Genomic DNA, 23,621 nt, shown 5'->3' with positions numbered 1-23,621 from the left:
GGGGCGCGCCTAGGCTGGAGGGCATGACAGCCACGGCGACCACCTCTCGTCGCGCCCCGGCCACGGCGCGCCCGTGGTGGCTCATCGCTGCCGGGCCGGGCGCCGTCGTCGTCGCGCTGGTGGCCCTGCTGCTGGCCGGCTCGTACACCGACGCGTTCGCCCCGCTGGGCACCTTCCGCGACCCGGGCGCGGCCGTGCGGTTCGGGCTGCCCGTCGTGGGGGTGGCCACCGAGCTCGGTGTCGCGGTGACGCTCGGCGGCCTGTTCGCGGCCGCGTTCCTGCTCCCTCCGGGCCGCGCCACGGAGCGGGTGCTGTCCGTCGCCGGGTGGGCGTCGAGCGTCTGGGCCGTCGCCGCCGTCGCCCAGCTCGTCCTGGAGTACTCCTACGTCTCCACGATCTCGCTGGCGGACCAGTCGTTCGGCCAGGGGCTGTGGCAGTTCGTGCGGGACGTCGAGCTGGGGCAGATCCGGATGTGGACGATCGTCCTGGCCGCGGTGACCTCGGCGCTGGCACTGGGCGTACGCGGCCCGGTGGGTGCCCTGTGGACGGCGGCGCTGCCGATGACGGCCCTGGCGCTGCAGTCGATCACGGGCCACGCGGCCGGGGCCGTGAACCACGACCTGGCCGTCAACGCGATGCTGCTGCACCTGGTCGGCGCCGCCCTGTGGGTCGGCGGGCTGGCGGCGCTGCTCGTCGTGGTGCTCACCCCGGGCGAGGGCGGCAAGGACGACGGGCGCCTCGCCGCGACGGCGGTGACCCGGTTCTCGCCCGTGGCCGCGTGGTGCTTCGTGCTCGTCGGTGTCTCCGGGGTGCTCAGCGCCCTGATCCGCATCGAGGAGCCCGCCGACCTGTTCACGCGGTACGGCGTCCTGCTGCAGGTCAAGGCGTTGCTGCTGGTCGCCCTGGGTGGGTTCGGCTGGGCGCACCGCCGGTGGATCGTGGGCCGGCTCGACCGGGACCCGACCCGGGTGCGGCGGCTGTACTGGCAGCTCCTCGCCGGTGAGCTCGCCACCATCGGTGCGGTCTCCGGGGTGGCCGTCGCGCTGGGTTCGTCCGCGCCGCCCGTGCCGGACGCCGTGCCCGTCGACGCCTCGCCCGCCTACCAGCTGACCGGCTACGCGCTGCCCCCCGAGGCGACGGTGTCCCGCTACTTCACCGAGTGGTCGTTCGACCCGCTGTTCGCGGTGGCGTGCGTCGCGGGGGCCGTCGTCTACGTCCGGTGGGCGCTGCGGCTGCGTCGGCGCGGCGACGCCTGGCCGCTCGGCCGCACCGTCTTGTGGGTCGCGGGCATGGTCGTCATGGCGTGGGTCACCAACGGCGGCCCCGCGGTGTACGGGCACGTCATCTTCAGCGGTCACATGACCCAGCACATGATGCTCGCCATGGTGGTGCCGCTGCTGCTCGTGCTCGCGGCGCCGGTGACGCTGCTGCTGCGCGCCGTGCCGGTGCGCAAGGACGGCTCCCGCGGCCCGCGCGAGTGGGTGCTGGCGCTGGTGCACTCCCGGGTCGGGGAGTTCATGGCCAAGCCCGTCGTCGCGGCGGTGCTGTTCGCCGGCGGCATGATCGCGTTCTACTTCACGCCCGTGTTCGAGTGGGCGCTGACCAACCACGCCGGGCACGTGTGGATGGTCCTGCACTTCACGCTCGCCGGGTACCTGTTCGCCAACGCCCTGATCGGCATCGACCCCGGTCCGCAGCGTCCGCCGTACCCGCAGCGCCTGCTGCTGCTGTTCGCCACGATGGTGTTCCACGCGTTCTTCGGCGTGGTGCTCACCACGGGCACGTCGTTGCTGGTGGCCGACTGGTTCGGGAACATGGGGCGCCCCTGGGGCGAGCCCGCCATCGACGACCAGCAGCTCGGCGGGGCGATCGCCTGGGGCATCGGGGAGCTGCCCACCGTGGTGCTGGCCGTCGCGGTGGCCATCCAGTGGACCCGTTCCGACGAGCGCGAGGCCCGCCGGTCGGACCGCAAGGCCGCGCGCGACGGCGACGCCGAGCTCCACGCCTACAACGCGATGCTCGCCCAGATGGCGGAGCGCGACGAGGGGTCGGACGCCGACCGGCGATGAGTTCGGTGCAGAGCGCCCGCGTCTGACCAGGGTGCGGCCGCACGGGGCGGCGCTCTGGCTCGACGGCGCGGCCACCAGGCCCACGTGATCCCTGCCCGAGCGATCCCGGTCCGTCGGACGTGCGCGAGGTAGCACGCGCCGGTGCTTCAGGCGGCCGGCCCGGCCTGCGGGACAGCCGGTGCACGTGGTCCGGCACCGGCCCGACGGCGTCCGGCGCGGGGACGGGCGCGTCGACGACCCGCCGCACCGGCACGTGCCCGGCCCAGCCGCCGGCCGCGACGTCCGCCGGCTCGTCGACCGGCCCACCGGCCCGCACCTTCATCGAGGCCTCGCGCAGCGGGACGGCGACGACGGCGGTCGCGGCGAGCTCCTTGCGCGTCGCCGGGCGCAGGGTCGCCGACCGTCCTGGGCTCATCTGGTCGACGATCGCGTCCAGCGCACGCCGACGCTCGGTGTCGTCGACGACGAGCCGGGCCGTGCCGACGACGACGGCGGACCGGTAGTTCATCGAGTGGTGGAAGCCGGAGCGGGCCAGCACCAGGCCGTCCAGCTCGGTGACGGTGACGCAGACGGTGGCGTCCGTCGCGGTGGTCAGCCACCGTGCCGCGACAGACCCGTGCAGGTAGAGGCTCCCGCCGTCGTCCGGCCCGGCGAGGTCGACGCCGTACGCGCAGGGCAGCACCACGGGATGGTCGCCGACGACGACGCCGAGGTGGGCGACCAGGGCGTCGGCGAGCAGGGAGTGCAGGGCGTCACGGTCCGTGACCGCACGGTTGCGGCCGCGGCGGACGGTGGTGCGGGCGGTGGGGGAGAGCGTCGTCATGGCCCTACCCTGGACCGGAGGTGGCCTGCTCGGTAGGGCCACTCGACGCCGATTCGAACAGGACACTTCGTGCCGCTGCCCGTCCACCTCGACCGCAGGTCGCCCGACCCGCTGCCCGCCCAGCTCGCCCAGCAGGTGCGCCGGCTGCTGGCCCGCGGGAGCCTGCGCACCGGCGACCGCGTCCCCAGCACCCGGGCGCTCGCCGTCGAGCTCGGCGTCTCCCGGGCGGTCACCGAGCAGGCCTACGACCAGCTCGTCGCCGAGGGCTGGCTGGAGGCCCGCCGCGGCTCCGGCACGTTCGTCGCCTCGCACGCCTCGCACGCCCCGCACGCCCGGCTCGCCGGGAGCACCGCACACCCCGCGCGCCGCGCCATGCCGTCGTCCCCCGCCCTGGTGCCGCTCAGCACCGGCGAACCGTGGATCGACCCCCGCCACGCCGCCGCCTGGCGGCGGGCCTGGCGCGAGGTGTCCGCCACGACGCCACCGCGCGGCTACGGTGACGCCGCGGGCCTCGGCGACCTGCGGGCCGCGCTCGCCGCCCGGCTCGGCGCCACGCGCGGCCTGCTCGTCGACGCCGACGTCGTCCTCGTCACGGCCGGGACGACGGCGGCGCTGCGCGAGGTGCTCGCCGTGCTGCCGCCGGGTGCCGTCGGCATCGAGGACCCGGGCTACCGGGCAGCGGTGGCCGTCGCCCGCGACGCCGGTCGCAGCGTCGTCGACCTGCCCGCCGAGCGCCGGCACCACGCCGCCGACCTCGCCGGGCTGCGTGCCGTCTACGTGACGCCGGCGCACCAGCACCCGCTCGGCCGGGTCATGCCCGCCGCCGACCGCCTCGCCCTGCTCGACGCCGCCCGTGCCACGGACGCCGTCGTCGTCGAGGACGACTACGACTCCGAGCTGCGCTACGACGTCGCCCCCGTGCCGGCGCTCGCCGCCCTGGACCGGGATCGCGTGGCCTACCTCGGCACCGCCGCCAAGTCCGCGCCACCGGGGCTGCGGGTCGGGTGGGCGGTGCTGCCGCCCGGGCTGCACGAGGCCGTGCTGCGCCGTCGTGCCGTGCAGCACGCCGACGCGTCCTGGCCCTCGCAGCGCGCGATGCTGGCGCTGCTGCGCGACGGCTGGCTGGACGTCACCGTGCGCACTGCCCGCGGGGTGTACGCCGAGCGGGCGCGGCAGGTCGCGTCGCGTCTGGCCCCGTACGCGACGCCCGCGGCGACCTCCGCGGGCATGTACTCGACCTGGCTGACGTCCCGCGCCGCCGCGCACCGGGCCCGGGCGGCCGCCGCCGACGCGGGGTTCGCGCTGACGCTCCTGGAGGACCTGTGCCGCAGCGCGGCCCTGACCGGGGTGGTCGTGGGGTTCGGCGGCGTCACGGACGACGAGCTGGCCCGGGCGCTGGACGCCGTCGCGGCGGGTCTCGCGGGGCGGTCCACCGGTCGGTAGGGTCGTGAGCGCTCACACCGACGACGAAGAGGTTTCATGACGCGCAGAGCACTGGTGGTCCGCGGCGGCTGGGAGGGGCACTCGCCCCGCGAGACCACGGACCTGTTCATCCCGTTCCTGCAGGCCCAGGGCTTCGCGGTGCGCGTCGAGGAGGACGTCGAGGTCTACGCCGACGCCGCCACGATGGACGCCACCGACCTGGTGCTGCAGTGCGTCACGATGTCGCAGATCAGCGGCGACGCGCTCGCGGGGCTGCGGGCCGCGGTGGTCGCCGGCACCGGTCTGGCCGGCTGGCACGGCGGCATCGCCGACTCGTTCCGCGCCAGCTCCGACTACCTGCAGCTCGTGGGCGGGCAGTTCGCGAGCCACCCCGGCAAGCCCGAGGCCGAGCGTGCCGGGGACGCGTCGGACAACTTCCTGCCGCACACCATCGAGCTCACCGATCTCGGCCGCGAGCACGAGATCACCCGTGGCACCGACACCTTCGAGCTCACCACGGAGCAGTACTGGGTGCTGCACGACGACCTCGTGGACGTGCTGGCCACCACCACGCACCCGGCCCCCGACCACCAGCCCTGGCACCGCCCGGTGACGTCCCCGGCGGTGTGGACGCGGCAGTGGGGTGCCGGGCGCGTGTTCGTCGCGACACCGGGGCACTCGGTGGACGTCCTGCAGCACCCGAGCGTGCGCACCCTGGTGGAGAGGGGGCTGCTGTGGGCGAGCCGCACGGCGTAGGGATCGTCGGTCTCGGGGTCATCTCGGGCCAGTACCTGACCACGCTCGCCGACCACCCGGGGGTGCGGGTCGCCGCGGTCACCGACCTCGACCCCGGCCGCGCCGAGCAGGTCGCCGCCGGGCTGCCCGGCGCGCGCGTCGCGGCCGACCTCGACGACCTCCTGGCCGACGACGACGTCAGCACCGTCCTGGACCTCACCACACCGGGCGTGCACGCCGCCGTCGCGCTGGCCTGCGCGGCCGCCGGCAAGGACCGCTACGGGGAGAAGCCGCTCGCCGCCGACCTCGACGCGTCCCGTCAGGTCGTGGCGGCGGCCGCCCGGGCGGGCACCCGCGTGGGCTGCGCCCCCGACACGGTGCTGGGCACGGGCGTGCAGACGGCGCGGGCCGCCGTGGAGTCCGGGCTCGTGGGGACGCCGACGGCGGCCACGGCCACCTGGGTGTCGGCGGGCCACGAGCACTGGCACCCGCACCCGGACTTCTACTACGCCGTCGGCGGCGGGCCGCTGCTCGACATGGGGCCGTACTACCTGACGAGCCTGGTGCACCTGCTCGGGCCCGTCGCCTGGGTGCAGGGCGCGGCGTCGAGGTCGCGGGACACCCGCACGATCGCCTCGGGCCCGCGTGCCGGGCAGGCCGTCCCGGTGGACGTCGCCACGCACGTCACCGGCGTGCTCGGCCACGCCGACGGGGCGCTGTCCACGGTGACGGTGAGCTTCGACGCGGTCGCCTCGCACGCACGCCCCCTCGAGGTGCACGGCACGCAGGGGTCGCTCGTCGTGCCGGACCCCAACCGGTTCGCCGGCGACGTGGAGCTGAACCGTCTCGGCGGCGACGGCTGGGAGGTCCTGCCGCCCGGCGCGGGGTTCGTCGACGCCGGACGCGGCATCGGGCTGCTGGAGATGGTGGGTGCGGCCGGGTCCCCGGCGTCCGGTCCGGGATCCCGTCCGGCGCCGCGTGCGAGCGGCGACGTCGGCCTGCACGTCATGGAGGTCATGTCCGGCCTGCTGGCCTCGTCGGAGAGCGGTCACCGGGTCGAGGTGACCACGCAGCCCGCCGTGCCCCCGCTGGTGCCGCTCACGCCGCCCGGGGTGTGGAGGGGCTGACCTGCCCGACCGGCTCCGGACGGAGTCCTAGAACAGCGCGTCGAGCACCTTCGGGGCCAGGCCGAGCGCCGTCGTCGTGGCGAGCCCGTCCGTCACGGTGACGGTGCGCACCCCGGGCAGTGGCTCGGTGACGACGAACGGGTCGCGCGAGGTGGCGTCGGCGAGCGCGACCTCCGGCGCCGACCAGCGGGAGACCACCGTCAGGCGGTCCACCCCCAGCAGCTCGGCCGCCTCCTGCAGGAGCAGCTCGTCCACGGCCTCGGACCGGCCCGGACCGGCGGCGGGCACCCGCCCGTCCCCGAGCACCAGGGAGCCGTCCGGCTGCGCCGTCACCGTCAGGTGGACGTCGTGCTCCAGCAGGGCGGGGCGCGTCCCGCGCAGCCGCTCGCGCACCTGCCCGAGCGCCCGCGAGTGCTGGTAGGCGCTGTCGCGCAGCATCGTCGTCGCCCCCACCACGACGGGCCCGCCGGTCAGGCGGGCTCCCGCACCGGCGTCGTCCGGCACCGGCGGCGCGACCCGCAGGAGCTGGCGCCGCAGCCGGTCCAGGCGGGAGCCGATCTGCCAGAAGAGCTGACCGACGTCGTGCCCGACGGCGACGACGACCCGCTTGGCGACGACCTCCCCCGGGAGGTGCGCACGAGCGTGCAGCCGCTGCCGGCGTCGAAGGTCTGTGCCGCGGTGCCCCAGGCGACGTGCGCCTGCGGGTGGGTGTCGAGCCAGTCCGCGACGGCGGTGAGCGCCGCCGCCGGGTCGACGCGCAGGTCCAGGGGCAGGAACGCGCCGCCGAGGGCGTCGGGCACGGAGGTGCGGTCGGCGACGCTGCGGGAGTCGAGCAGGACGGCGTCGCCCGCGCGGGACGCGACGAGGTCGTCCAGGACGGCGAGCTCGTCGTCGTGCCGGGCGACGACGACGGCGCCGCACTCGCGCACCCCGAACCCGGCGTCGCGACCGAGCTTCAGCCAGCGTTCCCGCGAGGCGAGCGCGCACGACAGCGCGACGGTGTCCTGGGTGGTGACGGCGACGTGCCCGCCTCGGCGGGCAGTGGCGCCCGTGGGCCGGGCGGAGGCGTCGAGCACGAGCACGGAGTGCCCGCGGGCGTGTCCCTCGACGGCGTGGGCGAGCCCGACGGCCCCGGCACCGACCACCACGAGATCGACCTTCGCAGGGAGCGGGGGCAGGGTGCTGTCGCGGTTCACGCAGAGAATCTGCCTGAGCCGGCAGGCCTTCTCAAGCCGTCGGTGACGAACCGAGGAGGTGTTCGGCCACTGTTCACCTCGGGTTCGGCAGCCCGTTCCCCGAGGGTCGAGAACCCTGCCGGGACGGGGTCCGCGCCGGGTGCCGGCTCGGGGTGATGAGCAGGTCGACGAGCTCTTCGAGACGGCTCGGCGACTGCTGCGACGCCGCGGCGGTGGCGAGGATGGCGGCGCGGGATCCGCACACCTCGGCGTCGAGGAGCAGGTCGACGGCGGTGGGCGTCGGGACGGTGAACCGGAGCCCGAAGTGGTCGAGGAGGCGGTCCAGCACGGCCCCGACCTCGGTGCGCAGCTGCTGCTGGTTGGCCGCGTAGGAGGCCGCGACGTCGGGCTCGCGCATCGCCAGGAGCTCGAACTCGGCGTTCATGAGGCACCAGTGGCGGTGGGCGGGCTCGTCGAGCTCGAAGGACGACAGCACCCGCCGGACGGTCTCCCGGAAGCCCTCGGGGGTGGCGACGGAGTCCGCGTCGACGGTGGAGGTCATCGCGTCGAGGGCCTGGAGGTGCTCGCGCGCCTTGCGTGTGAACAGTGCGCTGAAGAGCTCCTCCTTCGAGGCGAAGTTGGAGTAGAAGGCGCCGCGCGTGAACCCGGCGGCCTCGCAGACCGTCTCGATCGACGCGGCCTGCACCCCGACCTCGGCGAACACCGTGAAGGCAGCGTCGAGCAGTCGGTCGCGGGTGCGCTCGCGGCGGGCGGAGCGCACGCTGGTGGCGTGCTCGAGGGTCACGGGCGGCCTCCTTCAGGGCTGACTGCGGACCAACTGTAGTCAATACATCGGTGTATCTGATACACCTGCGTATCGGATACAGTGCCGTATCGAACCTCCGACCGCATCACGTCGTCCTGGGAGTCCCTGTGTCCTCAGCCCTCTACTCGCTCGGCCGCTGGGCCGCTGAAGCGCGACGGCTCGTCGTCGTCGCGTGGATCGGGATCCTCGTGGTCGTCGGTGGCGGCGGCGCCCTGGTCTTCCAGGGCTTCGACAACTCGATCACCATCCCCGGGACCGAGTCCCAGGAGGCGCTCGACCAGCTCGCCGCGACGTTCCCCGAGGTCAGCGGCGTCTCCGCGCAGATCGTGGTGGTCGCGCCCGACGGCGTGAGCATCTCCGACGACGCGATCCGCGAACCCGTCGAGGACGCCGCCGACGAGATCGCCGACCTCGACGAGGTCCAGGTCGTCTCCACCCCGTACGAGGAGCAGACCGGCGCCCCCGTCAGCGACGACGACGGCGCGACCATCCTGCAGGTCCAGCTCGAGGGTGACGCCCTCTCCGTCACCGACGCCACCAAGGACTCCCTGGCCGACATCACCGACGAGCTCGCCGCCGCGCTTCCCGACGGCAGCGACGCGGCGCTCGGCGGTGAGCTGTTCTCCACCGAGCTCCCCTCCCTGAGCATCGTCGAGGCGATCGGCGTCGTCGTCGCGCTCATCGTCCTGATCTTCACGCTCGGCTCGTTCGTCGCCGCGGGGCTGCCGCTCATCAACGCGTTCGTCGGCGTCGGCGTGTCGATGCTGCTCCTGCTCGTCGCCACCGCGTTCGGGCCCATCCTGTCCGTCACCCCCATGCTCGGGCTCATGCTGGGCCTCGCGGTCGGGATCGACTACGCGCTGTTCATCGTGTCCCGCCACCAGGAGCTCCTGCGCGACGGCGTCGACGTGCGCGAGTCGATCGCGCGCTCCACGGGCACGGCGGGCTCCGCCGTGGTGTTCGCGGGCCTCACCGTGATGATCGCGCTCGTCGGCCTCGGCGTCGCCGGCATCCCCTTCCTGTCCGTCATGGGCATCGCGGCCGCCGTCGCCGTCGGGTTCGCCGTGCTCGTCTCGCTCACCCTGCTGCCCGCCCTCCTCGCCATCGCCGGCACCCGGCTGACCCCCAAGCCGAAGAAGGCGCGCAAGAACGCCAAGGGCCGCCGTCAGGCAGCGTCCACCGGCCACGAGAACCGGTTCTTCGCCGGATGGGTCAAGGCCGTCACCAAGGTGCCCGTCGCGACCATCCTGATCGTCGTCGTCGCGCTCGGCGCGCTCGCGCTGCCCGCCATGAACCTGCGGCTCGCCCTGCCCGACGCCGGCTCGCTCCCAGAGGACAACGAGGCCCGGCACACGTACGACCTCGTCGCCGAGAACTTCGGCGACGGCTTCAACGGCCCGCTCGTGGTCACCGGGTCGATCATCGAGAGCACCGACCCGCTCGGCCTCATGGAGGACCTGGCGGACGAGATGCGGGCGCTGCCCGGCGTCGCCGACGTGCCCCTGTCCACCCCGAACCAGACGGCCGACACCGGCATCATCCAGGTGGTCCCCACCGGTGCCCCGGACTCCGAGGAGACCAAGGCCCTCGTCACGGCGATCCGGGACAACCACGACTACTACCTCGACGAGTACGGCGTCGACCTGTCCGTCACCGGCTTCACGGCCGTCGGCATCGACGTCTCGGACAAGCTGGGCGCCGCGCTGCTGCCGTTCGCCCTCGTCGTCGTCGGGCTGTCGCTGCTGCTCCTGACGATGGTGTTCCGCTCGATCTGGGTCCCGGTGAAGGCGACGCTCGGCTACCTGCTCAGCGTCGGTGCCGCGTTCGGCGCCGTCACGCTCGTGTTCGAGAACGGGGTGTTCGCCGACGCCCTGCACGTCACCAAGCTCGGCCCCGTCATCTCGTTCATGCCCATCATCCTCATGGGCGTGCTGTTCGGCCTCGCGATGGACTACGAGGTGTTCCTCGTGTCCCGCATGCGCGAGGACTTCGTGCACAACGGTCGGCGTGCGCGCCTCGCCATCACCACCGGGTTCCAGGGTGCGGCGAAGGTGGTCACCGCCGCCGCGATCATCATGTTCTCCGTGTTCGTGGCGTTCGTGCCCGAGGGCGACATGACCCTGAAACCGATCGCGCTCGGCCTCGCCGTGGGCGTCGCCGTCGACGCGTTCGTCGTGCGCATGGTGCTGGTGCCGGCCGTCATGGCCCTGCTCGGCGACAAGGCGTGGTGGATCCCGCGCTGGCTCGACCGCGCGCTGCCCACGTTCGACGTCGAGGGCGAGGGCGTCGCCAAGGAGCTGCGCCTCGCGTCCTGGCCCGGCGCGCGGGCCGACGGCCGGGCCGACGCCGTCGTCGCCAGCGACCTCGAGGTCGCCGGGCCGCGCGGCCCCGGCCTGGGCGAGCCGCCGCTCGTCGGCCCCGTCAGCGTGCGCGTGCCCGACGGCGGCACCCTCGCCGTGTACGGCGACGCCACCAGCCCCGTGACCGCGTTCCTCCTCGCGGTGGCCGGACGGCTGCCCGTCGACGGGGGCGTGGTGAAGGTGGCCGACCTGGTGCTGCCCGAGCGTGCCGCCACGGTGCGGTCCCGCGTCGCCCTCGTCGACGCCGCGACCGAGGACGGCGCCCCCGCCGGCGCGGTGACCTCCGCGGTGCGCGACGGCGCCACCATCGTCGTCGTCGACCGGTCCGAGGTCGTCTCCGACCGCGCGGACCGCGAAGAGCTCGCCCGGGCGCTCGCCGGGGCGCGTGCCAACGGCGTCACCCTGCTGGTCGGGTCCACCGGCGTGTCCGTCGCCGACCTGCTGCCCGACGGCGCCGCCGCCCTCGACGTCGGCGCCGGCTGGGGAGCGCCCGCCGCGCTCACCGGCGGCGAGGTGCCACCGCCACCCCCGCGCGAGAGCCACGACGGCCACGATAGCCACGACGGCCACGAGAGCCACGACGGCCACGACGACGAAGCCCTCGGTGACGAGGCGGACGGCTCGCCGTCCGAGAACCCGAACTCGACCCCTGCGGAGGTGCGGGCATGAACCGCGTACGCCAGAACCCGTGGGCGATCGCCGCGGTCGTCCTGCTGCCCGTGCTCGTGCTCGGCATCCTGCTCGCCGCGCTGTGGAACCCCGTGGACCGGCTCGACACGGTCCAGGCGGCGATCGTCAACAACGACGAACCCGTCGAGGTGGACGGCCAGACCGCCCCGCTGGGACGGCAGCTCGCCGCCGGCCTCGTCGGCGGGTCCGAGGACTCCGACGTCAACTACGACTGGACGCTCACCGACGCCGAGCACGCCGCAGACGGCCTCGCCGACGGCACCTTCGCGGCCGTCGTGACCATCCCCGAGGACTTCTCGGCCGCCGCCACGTCGTTCGGTTCCGAGGACGCCGGCGACGCCCGCCAGGCCACCATCGACATCTCCACCCCGCCCGGTGGCCGGGTCGTGGACGACGCGCTCGCGCGGATCGTCGGCACCACCGCGACGTCCGTCATGGGCTCGACGCTCACCGAGACGTACGTCGACAACGTGCTCATCGGCTTCGGCGACCTCGCCGAGGGCATCGGCGAGGCCGCCGACGGCGCGCACCAGCTCGCCGACGGCGCCGGTGAGGCCGCGGACGGCGCGGACGACCTGGCCGACGGCGCCGGGCAGCTCGCCGACGGCGCCGACGAGTACGCCGACGGTGTCGGCCAGGCGGCGGACGGCGCCGACCAGCTCGCCGACGGCGTGAACCAGTACGCCGCCGGCGTGGGCGCGGCCGCCGACGGTGGTGTCGACCTGGCCGACGGGGCGAACCAGTTCGCCGCCGGGGTCGGGGCGGCTGCCGACGGCACCGGACCGCTGGTCGACGGCGCGGCGCAGGTCGCCGGAGGTGTGGCCGGGATCGCCGAGGGCGCCGGCCCGCTGGCCGACGGCACCCAGCAGGTCGCCGACAGAGTCACGGCGATCTCCGGGGGGATCCGCGAGAGCGCGGACGGCGCCGACGACCTCGCCGACGGCGGCTACGACCTCGCCGACGGTGCCGACGAGGTCGCGGCCGGGGTGCGGGGCCTTGCGGACCAGGCGGACCAGATCGACGCCGAGCTCCCCTCGGAAGGCGAGATCCAGGCGGGGCTCGACGACATCTCGGCAGGCTACGAGGCGAACGCCGACCAGGTCGCCGAGGCTCTGGCGCAGGCGTCCACGGCGCTGGGTTGTGACGCGGACCCGACCAGCGACGCCTGCGTGCAGCTCGCGGCCGTCGAGGAGAGCCTGACCAGCCTGTCGGACGACGTCACGGGCGACTTCGACGAGTTCTCCGACGGTCTGCTGGCGGCCCGCGGTCAGGTGACCGCGCTCGCGGACGGCACCGGGAAGCTCGCCACCGGCGCGGAAGGTGTCGCCACCGGGACGCGCGGCATCGCCGACGGCAACGCCGACCTCGCCTCCGGCCTGCGCACGCTCGCGTCCGGCAACGACCAGGTCGCCGACGGCGCGGGCGACCTGGCCGACGGCGCGGGCGATCTGGCCGACGGTGCCTCGCAGCTGGCACCCGGCGCGGCCGGGGTCGCGGGCGGCGTCGCGCAGCTCGCCGACGGGATCGGAGCGCTCGACTCCGGGGCGCAGGAGCTCGCGACCGGCGTGTCCGGCTTCGCCGACGGGATCGGCCAGCTCGACACCGGTGCGCAGGGTCTGGCGACCGGTGCGAACGGGCTGGCGTCCGGGTTCGGCCCGCTGCAGACCGGGGCGTCCGAGCTGGCGACGGGGATGTCCGGGGTGGCCGACGGCACGGACGGTCTGGCCGACGGTGTCGGCGACCTCGCCTCGGGCACGGACGACCTGGCCGGGGGCCTGGACGAGGCGGCCGACGGTATCCCGACCTACTCCGAGGACGACCGGCAGAACCTGTCGTCCGTGGTCGCGGACCCGGTGACCGCACCCGGGGTGAACGACCTGTCGACCGGGGCCACCGGACCGCTGTTCGCCGTGATGGCGCTGTGGCTCGGGGCGCTCGCCCTGCTGACGATCTTCCCGCCGGTGGTGGCGCACGCGCTCGGCTCGACGCGGTCGGCGCTGCGGCTGACGTTCGCGGCGGCCGCCGCCCCGGCGGCGATCGGTGCCGGCACGGGTGCGCTCGTCGGCATCATCCTCGCCGCCGTGGAGGGCCTCTCCCTGCTCGGCTGGGTCGGGGCGATCCTCGTGGGCGCCCTGGTGTCGGTGACGTTCGTGGCCGTGCACCTGGGCTTCCTGGCCTGGCTGGGGAACGTCGGGCGCGCGATCAGCCTGCTCATCGCGGTGATGCTCATCGGCACCGGGGTGGTCGCGACCGTCCCGGCCGTGCTGACCTCGATCGTGGACTTCCTGCCGACGGGTGCCGGGCGTGACGCCCTCAGCGCCGTCGTGGTCGACGGGGTGGGCGGACTCGGGGCCGCGTTGGGGCTGCTGGTGCTGTGGCTCGCGGTCGGGCTGCTGCTCGGTGTCGGGGCCGCAGCGCGGGCGCGCCGCACGCGGGTGTCGGTGCTCCTGCGGGGCTGAGCCCGCGGGGGCCCGACGGCCGTCCTGCGGCGCCGGGTCAGCGGCGCCGGGTCAGCGGCGCCGGGTCAGCGGCGCCGCGCCCGGCATGCTGCCAGGAGTCAGGACGGGACCGCGCGTGCCGGTGACCTGCTGCCAGCGCGCCACGAGGGTCGCGTCGGCCTTCCACCGCGACCGCGTGTCGAGGTGGATGTCCTGGCGGTAGGCGAGGAGCGCCGGCAGGTCGTGGGCGAGTGCCCAGCGGACCGCGGCGCGAACGTCGTCGGTGGTCGTCGTTCTCATCATGGGAGGAGAGGGCTGACCAGCGGCTTCGTGACGCCGTCGGGTGAACTGTCTGCCGGATTTTCCTCAGAGTTTCCTCAACTGCCGCGTTCGTCGTCGGAACGCGGTCGTCGCGGCGCGTTCGCCGCGCCGACCGCCACGTCGTCCGACAGACTCCGTGCCATGGATCTGACGGAGGCTCGCGAGACCAAGGCCCAGCTCACCGACTACGCCCGTGACCTGGCCGAACGCTTCGGCGTGACGGCGTCGGCACAGGCGTCGCCCGCGGACGGGCCGCCCGCGTCGGCCGTGCGCGCGCCGACCCTGGCGATCGGGCTGGCGCCCACCGACGAACCCGGCACCTACGGGATCGCCGTGCGCTACCGCCTCGGGGTGCCTGCCGCGCGCGCCGTCGTGCGCCGGGTCGCCGCCGAGGTCGCCGCCGTCGACGTGCGGCGCACCGGCCGGATCCGGCGGCTCGGTCCCGGCCGGCGGGGGAGCAGCCAGGAGGACGTCCTGGACCGGCGTCCCCCGGTCGCGACCGCGCTGGCCGCCGGGGAGACGGACCGGGTGCGGCCGCTGCGGCCCGGGGTCTCGATCGCGCACGTGGACGTCACGGCCGGGACGCTGGGCGGGTTCGTCGTCGCCGACCCGGCTCGCACCGGCGGGCCCGACCTGCCGGGCGGCGCCGACGCGCTCTACGCGCTCTCCAACCGGCACGTGCTCGACGGCGCACCCGGCGACGGCGTCCTGCAGCCCGGCCCGGCGGACGGCGGCAGCGACCCCGCCGACCGGGTCGGCACCGTCGCCGCCGTGGTCCCGCTCGCCGCGGGGGAGCGGGCGCAGGTCGACGCCGCCCTCGCGCTCCTGGACGACCCCGACGTGGACCTCGACTACCCGGTCGGGCGCATCACGACCACGGCCGAGGCGGTGCCGGGCGACCTCGTGGAGAAGATCGGCCGCACCACCGGGCACACCCACGGACGCGTGTCCGCGATCGAGATGGACGACGTGCTGGTCGGGTACGGCCCCGAGCTCGGGGTGCTGGCCTTCGACGGGCAGATCGAGGTCGAGTCGACCCGTCCGGGCTCGTTCTCGCAGGGCGGGGACTCCGGCTCGCTGGTGTACCGGTCGGACGGCGTCGCCGTCGGGCTGCTGTTCGCGGGCTCGGAGACCGGTGGTCCCGACGGCAGCGGCCTGACGTACGTCAACCCGATCGACGCCGTCCTCGCCGCGCTCGGGGTCGCCCTGCGCTGAGCAGCGGACCCCTCAGCCCGTCAGGCCCACAGCGGCACGGGCGAGCGGGCCTCGCCGAGGGGCACGAACACGCTGTACCGGTCGCCCCGGTAGGAGAACCGCGAGTGGATCAGGGGGACGGCGGCGGCGTACGTGCGCCGGTCGATCCGCATGACGGCGCGCGTGCCCGACATCGCCAGGAGCCGCGACTCCTCCCCGGTGGCGTCGGCGGCGGAGATCGTCTCCTCACCGCTGGTGGGGACGTGCCCGCGCCGCCGCAGCTCCGCGTCCAGCGACTCGGGGACGCCGTCGTCGAGCAGGTCCGGCGCGAGCGGCGCGGGGATCCAGGCGTCCTCCACGGCCCAGGGCTCGCCGTCGGCGGTGCGGACCCGCAGCACCCGGTGCGCGGACGCGCCGACGGCAAGGGCGAGACTGTCCGCCACCGTGGGCGGGCACGGCACCGTCGCCGCCTCGAGCACCTGCGAGCCGGGCGTCATGCCGCGGCGTCGGACCTCCTCGCCGAAGGTCGTCAACCGCATCTCGAAGTCGGCGCGCGGCGGCGCGACGAAGGTGCCCCGGCCCTGGGCGCGCTCCAGCAGGCCTTCGGCCACGAGGGCGTCGATCGCCTGGCGCACGGTGGTGCGCGAGACGTCGAACCGTTCGGTCAGCGCGCGCTCCGACGGGATCGCGTCCCCGACGGCCAGGCCGTGGGACAGCAGCTCGGACAGGTAGGCCCGCACCAGGAGGTGCTTGCGCGTGCCCGGGGCGGCGCGTGGCGTCCCGGGGGTCGTCGACGGGGAGGGGAGCGTCGTCATCCGGCCGCGCCGTCCGTCCGTACGGTCAGCAGGGGGGTGCCCGCGGCGACGACGGCGCCGGGCGCGGCCGCCGGGTCCACCTGGTCGGCCCCGGACTCGAGCAGCACCACGGGGCAGACGGCGGAGCGCCCGCCGGCCCGCACGGCGTCCGGGTCCCAGTGCACGACGACGTCGCCCGCGGCGATGCGGTCACCCTTGGCCACGTGCAGGGTGAAGCCCTCGCCGGCCAGCTCGACGGTGTCGATGCCCAGGTGGACCAGCACCGCGGCGCCGCCCGCGTGCTGCAGCACGAACGCGTGCGGGTGCAGCGAGACGACCGTGCCGTCCACCGGGGCCACGGCGACGCCGTCGGCCGGTTCGACGGCGGTCCCCGGCCCGACCATCTGCTCGGCGAACACGGGGTCGGGCACGGCGGTGATCGCGACGACCGTGCCCGCGACCGGCGAGCCCACGGTGAGCGTCATTCGTCCTCCTCGTCCACCGGGCGTGCGGCACGCCCTGTTGACACAGGGTGCCCTATCGGGAACTCTGCGATCCAACAGGCCGGTGCGTGCGTCGTCGTCGACGTGCGCGAGGACGGAGGGGCGCCGCCGATGAGCACGACTCTGACCGGCGCGCCCGTCAGTCCTGGACGTGCCGCCGGACCAGCGGTGACGATGCCCGCCCCGGTGCCGGAGCCCCGCACGTCGAGGCTCTCCACCACGGAGGTGGACGGCGCCGTCGAACGTCTCGGCCTCGCGGCGCGCGCCGTGCGCGACGAGCTCACCGAACGTGCGGCGGCCGCCACGGGGACCGCTGCCGACCTGCTGGCCGTGACCGCCGCGATGGCCGCAGACCCGGCGCTCACCGCGGACGCCGAACGCCGCATCCGCGTCGACCGCCTCACGCCCGAGCGTGCGATCTGGGACGCCTCGCGCGGGATGGCCCGCCAGCTCGAGAAGATCGGCCCGCCGCTGTCGGAGCGCGCCCGGGACCTGCGCGACGTGCGCGACCGCATCGTCGCCGAGCTCATCGGGGTGCGTCCGCCCGGCGTCCCGAGACCCGACCACCCCTTCGTCCTCGTGGGCGACGACCTCGCGCCCGCGGACACCGCGACGCTCGACCCCGCCGTCGTGCTCGGCATCGTCACCAGCGGCGGCGGCCCCACCTCGCACACCGCGATCCTGGCCCGCGCGCTCGGCATCCCCGCCGTGGTCGCCGTGCGCGGCGCGGCCGACATCGACGACGGCGAGACGATCCTGCTCGACGGCGGCGCCGGCGTCGTCGTCCGCGACCCCGACCCCGCGACGGCGGCCGCGGCGCAGCAGCGCGAGGCCACCCGGCGCGCCTTCGACGGCAGCGGCCGCACCGCCGACGGCACCCGGGTCGAGCTGCTGGCCAACGTCGCCGACCCTGCCGGTGCCCAGGCCGCCATCGAGGCCGGTGCCGAGGGGGTCGGTCTGTTCCGGACCGAGTTCTCGTTCCTCGGGCGCGGCGCCGAACCGGCCGTCTCCGAGCAGGTGGCGGCCTACCGGCGCGTGCTGTCCGCGTTCGGCGGCCGCAAGGTCGTGGTGCGCACCCTGGACGCCGGCGCGGACAAGCCGCTGCCGTTCGTCACGGCCGACGGTGAACCCAACCCCGCGCTCGGCGTGCGGGGGATTCGCACCGCGGACCGCCGCCCCGGGGTGCTGGACCGCCAGCTCCAGGCGATCGCCGCCGCGACGGAGGCCGAGAACGCCCACGTGTGGGTGATGGCCCCCATGATCTCCACCGCCGGCGAGACCGCCGACTTCGTCGCCGCGTGCGCGCGGCACGGTCTGAACACCGCCGGGGTCATGATCGAGGTTCCCGCGGCGGCCCTGCGCGCCGAGTCGATCTTCGCCCACGCGGCGTTCGGCTCGCTGGGCACCAACGACCTCATCCAGTACACGATGGCGTCCGACCGGATGCTCGGCGAGCTCGCCGGGCTGCAGTCCCCGTGGCAGCCCGCCGTGCTCGACCTCGTGCGTCTGGCCTGCGAGGGAGCAGCCGTCCACGACCGTCCGGTCGGGGTGTGCGGCGAGGCTGCGGCGGATGCGACCCTCGCGCCCGTGCTCGTCGGGCTGGGCGTGCGTTCCCTGTCCATGACGCCGCGGGCGCTCGCCGACGTCGCAGCCGTCCTGCAACGGGTCGACCTCGACCGGTGCCGCGAGCTGGCCGACCTCGCCCTCGGCTCCGACGACCCGATCGCGGCCCGCCGCGCCGTGCGCGACGCGATCCGGCCGGTGCTCACCGACCTGGGTCTGTGAGCACCGGGCCCGCCGCGAGGAACTCCTCCAGCACGTCCAGCGCGGCGCTCGCGTCCTGAGCGTCGGCGGCGTCGTCGGGCACGTGCAGCGTGACCGGGGTGCCGGCGTCGGCCCCGAGCATCATGACCGCCAGGATGCTGGCGGCGTCGACGGGCTCGCCCGGCTCGTCGCCCGGACCGCCCGAGCCGCCCGGGCCGCTCGAGCGGGAGATGCGGACGGGGACGGGCTGGTCGGCGGCGAGGCGGGCGAAGCGCGCGGCGGTGCGGGCGTGCAGCCCCTCGGGTATCCCCACGACGGTGTGGCGTTCCATGGGGGCATTCTGCCCGAGCGCTCCGGCCGGGTCCCGCCGGGCCCCGTCACGACGACGGGCGGTCCGCGGTGGCGAGGGCGTCCGCCAGCGCGTCGAGCCGGGCGAGCACGTCCGGTGCGTCCACGACGTCCGACCCGTCCGCGACGGCGTCGTGCAGGGTCAGGACCTGGTGGTGCAGCGCCTCGCGGACGGACGGGCGGGTCGCCGACCGCTCGAGGCGTCCGAGCAGACGCAGCGCGGCATCCAGCGCGACGGGCGCGCCGAGGGCGTAGGTGCGCACGGCCGTCACCACCGACGTCACCAGCTCCGCCGCGGTGGGCCACGGCACGACCAGGCGGACCGTGCCGCCGTCGTCGGTGCGGCCCCGTGGTGCGGGGGCCCGCTCGACGACCATGACCAGGCCCTCGCCCAGCGCGTCGAGGGCGGACGCCGCGGTGTACGGGTCGTTGGTGCCCGGCGACAGGGCGCGCACCGCCATCTCCGTGAGGTCCTGCACGGCGAACACGACGTCCTGGTACGGGGTGCGGGAGGGGCCGGTGGCGACGTGGTCGTGCACGGCGTCGGTGAGCTCGTCCACGTCGCCGCGCACGCGCGCCAACGGCTCGCCCGCCACGAGGTGGCAGCCCGGAGCGACCAGCAGGTCGATGCGTCCCTCGGCCGCGCGCGCCCGGCGCACCAGCGCGTCGAGGTTGACGTGCTGCACGTAGCCCGAGCGTCGCGACGTCACCACGCTGCCGTCCTCGACCGGCTCGGCGTCGACCTGGTCGGTGGACCACGCGGTGGGGAACACGGCGTCGATCGCGGCGACGAGCTCCTCGCGCAACCGGTGCTGGAGCGTCGTCACCTGGACCGACTGCGCGATGTGGTGGATGAAGAACACGAGCACGGCGACGTTCAGCACCGCCAGCACGATCGCGAGGTGCACGGCGACCGTGGGGACGAACATGCCGACGCCCTCGGAGTGGACGTCGCCGAGCACGACGAGCGCGTAGAGGAAGGTGGCCGTGAAGACCGCGAGCACGGCCTGGTTCGCGCGGTCCGCCATGAAGTTGCGGACCAGGCGCGGACCGTACGCCGACGACGTCGTGGCCATGACGGAGATGGTGATGGAGAACGACGTGGCCGCCACCGTCAGGACCGACCCGGCGATGGCGGTGAGCACGGCACGTCCGCCGTCCGCGCTGAGGGTGTCCATCAGCGGCAGGTCGGTGAGGCCGGCGTCCTGGAGCGCACGGTCCAGCGTCACCACACCCTTGGCCGCGACGAGCGCGAGGACGCCCAGGACGGTGGGCAGGAACCAGAACGACTCCCGGGCGCGCGTGAGCCGCTGGATGAGCATGGGTTCACGGTACGGGGCGTCCAGGTCGGGTGAGGTCCGGAGCGGGCGCGGTCGACGGCGAGCTCGACACCGTCGAGCAGTCGCTGGAACGTCCGCTCGACGCCGAGCGGGCGCTGTTCGCCGGCGACGTCGGCGATCCCGTGGTGGCCTGGGGCGTGCTCGCCGCGGCGATCACCTGCGCCGTCGGCCTCGTCGTCGGGATCCGGGCGACCCGCCGCCTCACGTGAGGCGGCGGGCCGCCGTCAGGATGGCCGGGCGGCGCGCCTCAGCGGCCGGTGTTGTTCATCTCGTCCGGGTGCGAGCCGATGCGCTCGCCCCGGTCGAGGGCCGTGATGTCGGACAGGTCGGCCTCGGTGAGCTCGAAGTCGAACAGGTCGAAGTTCTCGGCGATGCGCGCCGGGGTCACCGACTTGGGGAAGATGATGTCGCCGCGCTCGAGGTGCCAGCGCAGCACCACCTGGGCGGGGGTCTTGTCGTGCTCGCCGGCGATGCGGACGATCGTCGGGTCCTCCAGGACGGCGCCGCGGCCCAGCGGGGACCACGCCTCGGTGAGGATGCCGTGCTCGGCGTCGAACGCGCGGACCTCCTCGTTGCCCAGCCACGGGTGCACCTCGATCTGGTTCACGGCGGGGACCACGGTGGTCTCCTCGAACAGGCGGCGCAGGTGGTGCGGCTGGAAGTTCGAGACGCCGATGGCGCGTGCGCGGCCGGACCGGTAGATCTCCTCCAGGGCGCCCCACGCCTCGGCGAACTTGCCGACGGCGGGCAGCGGCCAGTGGATGAGGAACAGGTCGACGTGGTCGACCTGCAGCTCCTGCAGCGACTGGTCGAACGCCGTCAGTGCGTCGTCGTGCGCGTGGAAGGCGTTGTTGAGCTTGCTGGTGATGAAGACCTCGTCCCGCCCCAGGCCGGAGGCGGCGAAGGCGTCGCCGACGCCGCGCTCGTTGCGGTACATCTGCGCGGTGTCGATGTGCCGGTACCCGGTCTCGAAGGCCGTCAGGACGAGGTCGCGCGTGTCCTCCGGCGGGATCTGGAACGTGCCGAAGCCGAGCTGCGGGATGGACGTGCCGTTGTTGAGGAGCAGGGTCGGGATCGTCTCGTTGGTCATCTGCCCATCGTGACCACATCCCGGCGCAGGGCGCGACCCGACCGCCGCGTGATCCATCTCGCAGCGCTCCCTGGACGCCGGGGGCACAATGGAGGGAGCACCAGGAGGTGTCCGATGGTCACGATGAACGAGGCTCGCTCCGCCAAGGACGCGCTGCGCCACTCGCTCGAGCACGTCGACGGCGTCCAGGGCGTCGGGCTCGCCCAGCGCGGCGACGCGCACGACTGGGTGCTGCAGGTGAACGTCGCCAGCGTGCGGGTGCGCAAGGACGTCCCGCCCGACGTCGACGGCGTCCCGGTGCGGGTGAACGTCGTGGGGGCGGTCACCGCGCTCTGAGCCGGGGCAGGCCCACGCTGCGGGCGGACCCGTGGCACGGTGGTTGCGCTCTGCATCGACCAATGTCAATATAGAGACATGTCAATACAAGCCGTGGGGCCCTCGCGCCTGTCGACGCTCGACCGCTGGCTGCCGGTGTGGATCGGCCTGGCCATGGTCGGCGGTCTGCTGCTCGGCCGGTTCGTCCCGGCCGTGGCGGACCTGCTGACCGCGCTGGAGGTCGGCGGTGTCTCCGTGCCGATCGCCCTCGGCCTGCTGGTCATGATGTACCCCGTGCTCGCCAAGGTGCGCTACGACCGCGTCGCCTCCGTCACGGGGGACAAGCGGCTCCTGGTGAGCTCGCTGGTGCTCAACTGGATCGTCGGCCCGGCGCTCATGTTCAGCCTCGCCTGGATCTTCCTGCCCGACCTGCCCGAGTACCGCACCGGGCTGATCATCGTGGGACTCGCGCGCTGCATCGCGATGGTCGTCATCTGGAACGACCTGGCCTGCGGCGACCGCGAGGCCGCCGCGGTGCTCGTGGCCATCAACTCCGTGTTCCAGGTGGTCGCCTTCTCCGTGCTCGGCTGGTTCTACCTGACCGTCCTGCCCGGCTGGCTCGGTCTCGACACCCAGGGGCTGGACGTCTCGCTGTGGCAGATCGCGCTCAACGTGCTGGTCTTCCTCGGGATACCGCTCCTCGCCGGGTTCGCCTCGCGCCTGCTCGGCGAGCGCGCCAAGGGCCGCGAGTGGTACGAGGAGACGTTCCTTCCCCGCATCGGCCCCTGGGCCCTGTACGGCCTGCTCTTCACCATCGTGCTGCTCTTCGCGCTGCAGGGTGAGCAGGTCACCTCCCACCCGCTCGACGTCGTGCGGATCGCCCTGCCGCTGCTCGCCTACTTCGCGATCATGTGGGGTCTGGGGATGGTGCTCGGGTACGTCCTGGGGCTCGGGTACGCACGCACCACGACGCTCGCGTTCACCGCGGCCGGCAACAACTTCGAGCTCGCCATCGCCGTGGCGATCGGCACCTTCGGTGCCACGTCCGGCGAGGCGCTGGCCGGCACCGTCGGCCCGCTCGTCGAGGTCCCCGTGCTGGTGGGCCTGGTGTACGTGTCCCTCTGGGTCGCCCGGCGCTGGTTCGGCGTCGACCCCTACGCCGCGCAGACCCCCGACGGCGGCACCCACGAGAGCCCCCACGAGCTGGACCAGGTGAAGCCATGACCGCCCAGGACGCCGGCACGCTCCTTCCCCTGACGGTCCGCGACCCCGGTTGCGGACCCCGGATCGAGTCGCACGCGATCGGCACCGAGGTCGCCGGGGTGGTCGCCGCCGCGCTCAAGGCGCTCGCCGACCCGCTGCGCCTGCGCATGCTGTCCTTCGTCGCCACGGCCCCCGAGGGGGAGGCGTGCGTGTGCGACCTGGCGGAGCTGACCGACGTCTCCCAGCCCACCGTGAGCCACCACCTCAAGGTGCTGCGCGACGTCGGCGTCCTCACCTCCGAGCGGCGCGGCACCTGGGTCTGGTACCGCATCGCCCCGGGCTACCAGGCCGCGACCAGCACGCTGCTGGAGTCGTTCGCGCCCGCCGCGCTCTCCGCGCTCGGCGAGCGTCCCCACCTGGGCGGGCTCGACGACGCCGACGCCGCCCTGGACCACCTCGCGGCCGACCTTGCGGCGAGCCGTCCCGAGCTGGGCGCCGACGTCGTGCTGCGCACCGTGCGCGAGTCGTACACCGCGCTCGCCCGGTCGGCCAAGGTGTCTGCCCACCTGCTGACCCTCACCGAACGGTTCGCCCGCCAGCGCCTCGCCGACCTCTCCCGCCCGTCGCAGGGGTCCCGCCCGCAGGTGCTGTTCGTGTGCGTCGCCAACGCGGGCCGCTCCCAGCTCGCCGCCGCCCTCGTGCGCCACTACGCCGGCGACGCCGTCGTGGTCCGCTCCGCCGGGTCCACCCCGGCTGCGGACGTCCACCCGGCCGTGCTGCCCGAGCTGGACGCGCTCGGCACCGCCGAGGCGTTCCCCAAGCCCCTCACGGACGACGCCGTGCGCGCCGCCGACGTCGTGGTCACGATGGGCTGCGGCGACGTGTGCCCGGTGCTGCCGGGCGTGCGCTACGAGGACTGGCTCGTGGGCGACCCCGCGCTCGCCTCCCCGGCCGGGGTCGCCGCCATCCGCGACGAGCTCGACGCGCGCGTGCGCGCGCTGCTGGCCGACCTCGTGCCCGACCTCGACCTGCCGGCCTGAGCCGAGCCGACCGTCACCTGCCCGACCGTCACCTGCCCGAGCGG

21 protein-coding genes and 1 pseudogene are annotated in these 23,621 nt (G+C 74.7%); 12 read left to right on the top strand and 10 right to left on the bottom strand.

What is annotated here, in order from left to right:
- Nucleotides 1-23: 23 nt before the first annotated feature.
- The gene (locus ACNHYB_RS10035; RefSeq protein ID WP_418275200.1) at nucleotides 24-2,069 is read left to right on the top strand and encodes a cytochrome c oxidase assembly protein; all 2,046 of its coding nucleotides are present in this window, start codon (nucleotides 24-26) and stop codon (nucleotides 2,067-2,069) included.
- A gap of 373 nt (nucleotides 2,070-2,442) precedes the next feature.
- Here ACNHYB_RS10035 and ACNHYB_RS10030 read toward each other — a convergent pair.
- Nucleotides 2,443-2,892, bottom strand: a pseudogene (locus ACNHYB_RS10030) (pyridoxamine 5'-phosphate oxidase family protein); the annotation flags it as partial.
- Nucleotides 2,893-2,961: 69 nt separating this feature from the next.
- Between ACNHYB_RS10030 and ACNHYB_RS10025 the strand changes: the two are divergent.
- From ACNHYB_RS10025 to ACNHYB_RS10015, 3 genes are read left to right on the top strand one after another with little or no spacing between them, the layout of a single operon-like run.
- Nucleotides 2,962-4,335, top strand: a complete 1,374-nt coding sequence (locus ACNHYB_RS10025) for a PLP-dependent aminotransferase family protein (RefSeq protein ID WP_418275199.1) — start codon at nucleotides 2,962-2,964, stop codon at nucleotides 4,333-4,335.
- Nucleotides 4,336-4,371: 36 nt separating this feature from the next.
- Nucleotides 4,372-5,070: a ThuA domain-containing protein gene (locus ACNHYB_RS10020; protein ID WP_418275198.1), complete on the top strand. Its 699-nt coding sequence runs from the start codon at nucleotides 4,372-4,374 to the stop codon at nucleotides 5,068-5,070.
- Nucleotides 5,049-6,176: a Gfo/Idh/MocA family protein gene (locus ACNHYB_RS10015; RefSeq protein WP_418275197.1), complete on the top strand. Its 1,128-nt coding sequence runs from the start codon at nucleotides 5,049-5,051 to the stop codon at nucleotides 6,174-6,176. Before ACNHYB_RS10020 ends, ACNHYB_RS10015 begins: the two co-directional genes overlap by 22 nt.
- A gap of 27 nt (nucleotides 6,177-6,203) precedes the next feature.
- Here the strand turns inward: ACNHYB_RS10015 and ACNHYB_RS10010 are convergent, their stop codons facing one another.
- From ACNHYB_RS10010 to ACNHYB_RS10000, 3 genes are all read right to left on the bottom strand, one after another.
- A complete protein-coding gene (locus ACNHYB_RS10010) occupies nucleotides 6,204-6,680 on the bottom strand; it encodes a hypothetical protein (protein WP_418275196.1) in 477 nt (158 codons plus the stop codon).
- The gene (locus ACNHYB_RS10005; protein WP_418275195.1) at nucleotides 6,647-7,372 is read right to left on the bottom strand and encodes an FAD-dependent oxidoreductase; all 726 of its coding nucleotides are present in this window, start codon (nucleotides 7,370-7,372) and stop codon (nucleotides 6,647-6,649) included. The genes ACNHYB_RS10010 and ACNHYB_RS10005 overlap by 34 nt, the downstream gene beginning before the upstream one ends.
- A gap of 73 nt (nucleotides 7,373-7,445) precedes the next feature.
- Nucleotides 7,446-8,156 carry a TetR/AcrR family transcriptional regulator gene (locus ACNHYB_RS10000; RefSeq protein ID WP_418275194.1) on the bottom strand — a complete coding sequence of 237 codons (711 nt, stop codon included), beginning with the start codon at nucleotides 8,154-8,156 and terminating at the stop codon, nucleotides 7,446-7,448.
- Between the two features lie 128 nt (nucleotides 8,157-8,284).
- On the opposite strand from ACNHYB_RS10000, the gene ACNHYB_RS09995 reads away from it, so the two are divergent.
- Both ACNHYB_RS09995 and ACNHYB_RS09990 read left to right on the top strand, forming a co-directional pair.
- Nucleotides 8,285-11,206 (top strand): MMPL family transporter, encoded by a 2,922-nt coding sequence (locus ACNHYB_RS09995; protein ID WP_418275193.1) that lies wholly within the window; start codon nucleotides 8,285-8,287, stop codon nucleotides 11,204-11,206.
- Nucleotides 11,203-13,686, top strand: coding sequence for a YhgE/Pip family protein (locus tag ACNHYB_RS09990; protein ID WP_418275192.1), 2,484 nt, complete (start codon nucleotides 11,203-11,205; stop codon nucleotides 13,684-13,686). The genes ACNHYB_RS09995 and ACNHYB_RS09990 overlap by 4 nt, the downstream gene beginning before the upstream one ends.
- Before the next feature lie 51 nt (nucleotides 13,687-13,737).
- On the opposite strand, the gene ACNHYB_RS09985 is transcribed toward ACNHYB_RS09990, so the two are convergent.
- Entirely contained in the window at nucleotides 13,738-13,965 is a 228-nt protein-coding gene (locus tag ACNHYB_RS09985; protein ID WP_418275191.1) for a hypothetical protein, read from the bottom strand.
- A gap of 162 nt (nucleotides 13,966-14,127) precedes the next feature.
- Here ACNHYB_RS09985 and ACNHYB_RS09980 point away from each other — a divergent pair, with 162 nt between their 5' ends.
- Nucleotides 14,128-15,201 (top strand): hypothetical protein, encoded by a 1,074-nt coding sequence (locus tag ACNHYB_RS09980; RefSeq protein ID WP_418275190.1) that lies wholly within the window; start codon nucleotides 14,128-14,130, stop codon nucleotides 15,199-15,201.
- 20 nt (nucleotides 15,202-15,221) lie between these two features.
- On the opposite strand, the gene ACNHYB_RS09975 is transcribed toward ACNHYB_RS09980, so the two are convergent.
- Both ACNHYB_RS09975 and ACNHYB_RS09970 read right to left on the bottom strand, forming a co-directional pair.
- A complete protein-coding gene (locus tag ACNHYB_RS09975) occupies nucleotides 15,222-15,995 on the bottom strand; it encodes a GntR family transcriptional regulator (RefSeq protein WP_418275189.1) in 774 nt (257 codons plus the stop codon).
- A complete protein-coding gene (locus ACNHYB_RS09970) occupies nucleotides 15,992-16,459 on the bottom strand; it encodes a PTS sugar transporter subunit IIA (protein ID WP_418275188.1) in 468 nt (155 codons plus the stop codon). Before ACNHYB_RS09970 ends, ACNHYB_RS09975 begins: the two co-directional genes overlap by 4 nt.
- Before the next feature lie 129 nt (nucleotides 16,460-16,588).
- Between ACNHYB_RS09970 and ptsP the strand changes: the two genes are divergently transcribed.
- The gene (ptsP, locus tag ACNHYB_RS09965) at nucleotides 16,589-18,262 is read left to right on the top strand and encodes a phosphoenolpyruvate--protein phosphotransferase (RefSeq protein WP_418275187.1); all 1,674 of its coding nucleotides are present in this window, start codon (nucleotides 16,589-16,591) and stop codon (nucleotides 18,260-18,262) included.
- Here the strand turns inward: ptsP and ACNHYB_RS09960 are convergent.
- Complete coding sequence (locus ACNHYB_RS09960) at nucleotides 18,243-18,572, bottom strand: HPr family phosphocarrier protein (RefSeq protein ID WP_418275186.1); 330 nt, start codon at nucleotides 18,570-18,572, stop codon at nucleotides 18,243-18,245. The two genes, ptsP and ACNHYB_RS09960, sit on opposite strands and share 20 nt — an antisense overlap.
- A gap of 46 nt (nucleotides 18,573-18,618) precedes the next feature.
- Nucleotides 18,619-19,911, bottom strand: coding sequence for a DUF2254 domain-containing protein (locus ACNHYB_RS09955; protein ID WP_418275185.1), 1,293 nt, complete (start codon nucleotides 19,909-19,911; stop codon nucleotides 18,619-18,621).
- 29 nt (nucleotides 19,912-19,940) lie between these two features.
- Here ACNHYB_RS09955 and ACNHYB_RS09950 point away from each other — a divergent pair, with 29 nt between their 5' ends.
- On the top strand, nucleotides 19,941-20,138 hold the full coding sequence (locus tag ACNHYB_RS09950; RefSeq protein ID WP_418275184.1) for a hypothetical protein: 198 nt from the start codon (nucleotides 19,941-19,943) through the stop codon (nucleotides 20,136-20,138).
- Between the two features lie 38 nt (nucleotides 20,139-20,176).
- Here the strand turns inward: ACNHYB_RS09950 and ACNHYB_RS09945 are convergent, their stop codons facing one another.
- A complete protein-coding gene (locus tag ACNHYB_RS09945; protein WP_418275183.1) occupies nucleotides 20,177-21,019 on the bottom strand; it encodes an aldo/keto reductase in 843 nt (280 codons plus the stop codon).
- A 114-nt stretch (nucleotides 21,020-21,133) separates the two neighbouring features.
- Here ACNHYB_RS09945 and ACNHYB_RS09940 point away from each other — a divergent pair, with 114 nt between their 5' ends.
- The 3 genes from ACNHYB_RS09940 (at nucleotide 21,134) to ACNHYB_RS09930 (ending at nucleotide 23,577) form a co-directional block, all read left to right on the top strand.
- The gene (locus ACNHYB_RS09940; protein ID WP_418275182.1) at nucleotides 21,134-21,355 is read left to right on the top strand and encodes a hypothetical protein; all 222 of its coding nucleotides are present in this window, start codon (nucleotides 21,134-21,136) and stop codon (nucleotides 21,353-21,355) included.
- A gap of 78 nt (nucleotides 21,356-21,433) precedes the next feature.
- Nucleotides 21,434-22,558, top strand: a complete 1,125-nt coding sequence (gene arsB / locus ACNHYB_RS09935) for an ACR3 family arsenite efflux transporter (protein WP_418275181.1) — start codon at nucleotides 21,434-21,436, stop codon at nucleotides 22,556-22,558.
- Nucleotides 22,555-23,577: a metalloregulator ArsR/SmtB family transcription factor gene (locus tag ACNHYB_RS09930; protein WP_418275180.1), complete on the top strand. Its 1,023-nt coding sequence runs from the start codon at nucleotides 22,555-22,557 to the stop codon at nucleotides 23,575-23,577. Before arsB ends, ACNHYB_RS09930 begins: the two co-directional genes overlap by 4 nt.
- The last annotated feature ends 44 nt before the right edge of the window (nucleotides 23,578-23,621 follow it).

Origin of the sequence: Isoptericola jiangsuensis (assembly GCF_048320105.1) — a bacterium.
In the GTDB taxonomy this organism is placed as follows: Bacteria; Actinomycetota; Actinomycetes; order Actinomycetales; family Cellulomonadaceae; genus Isoptericola; species Isoptericola jiangsuensis_A.
The sequence above is the reverse complement of the archived record's forward strand: the minus strand, read 5'-3'. Positions and strand labels throughout refer to the sequence as shown.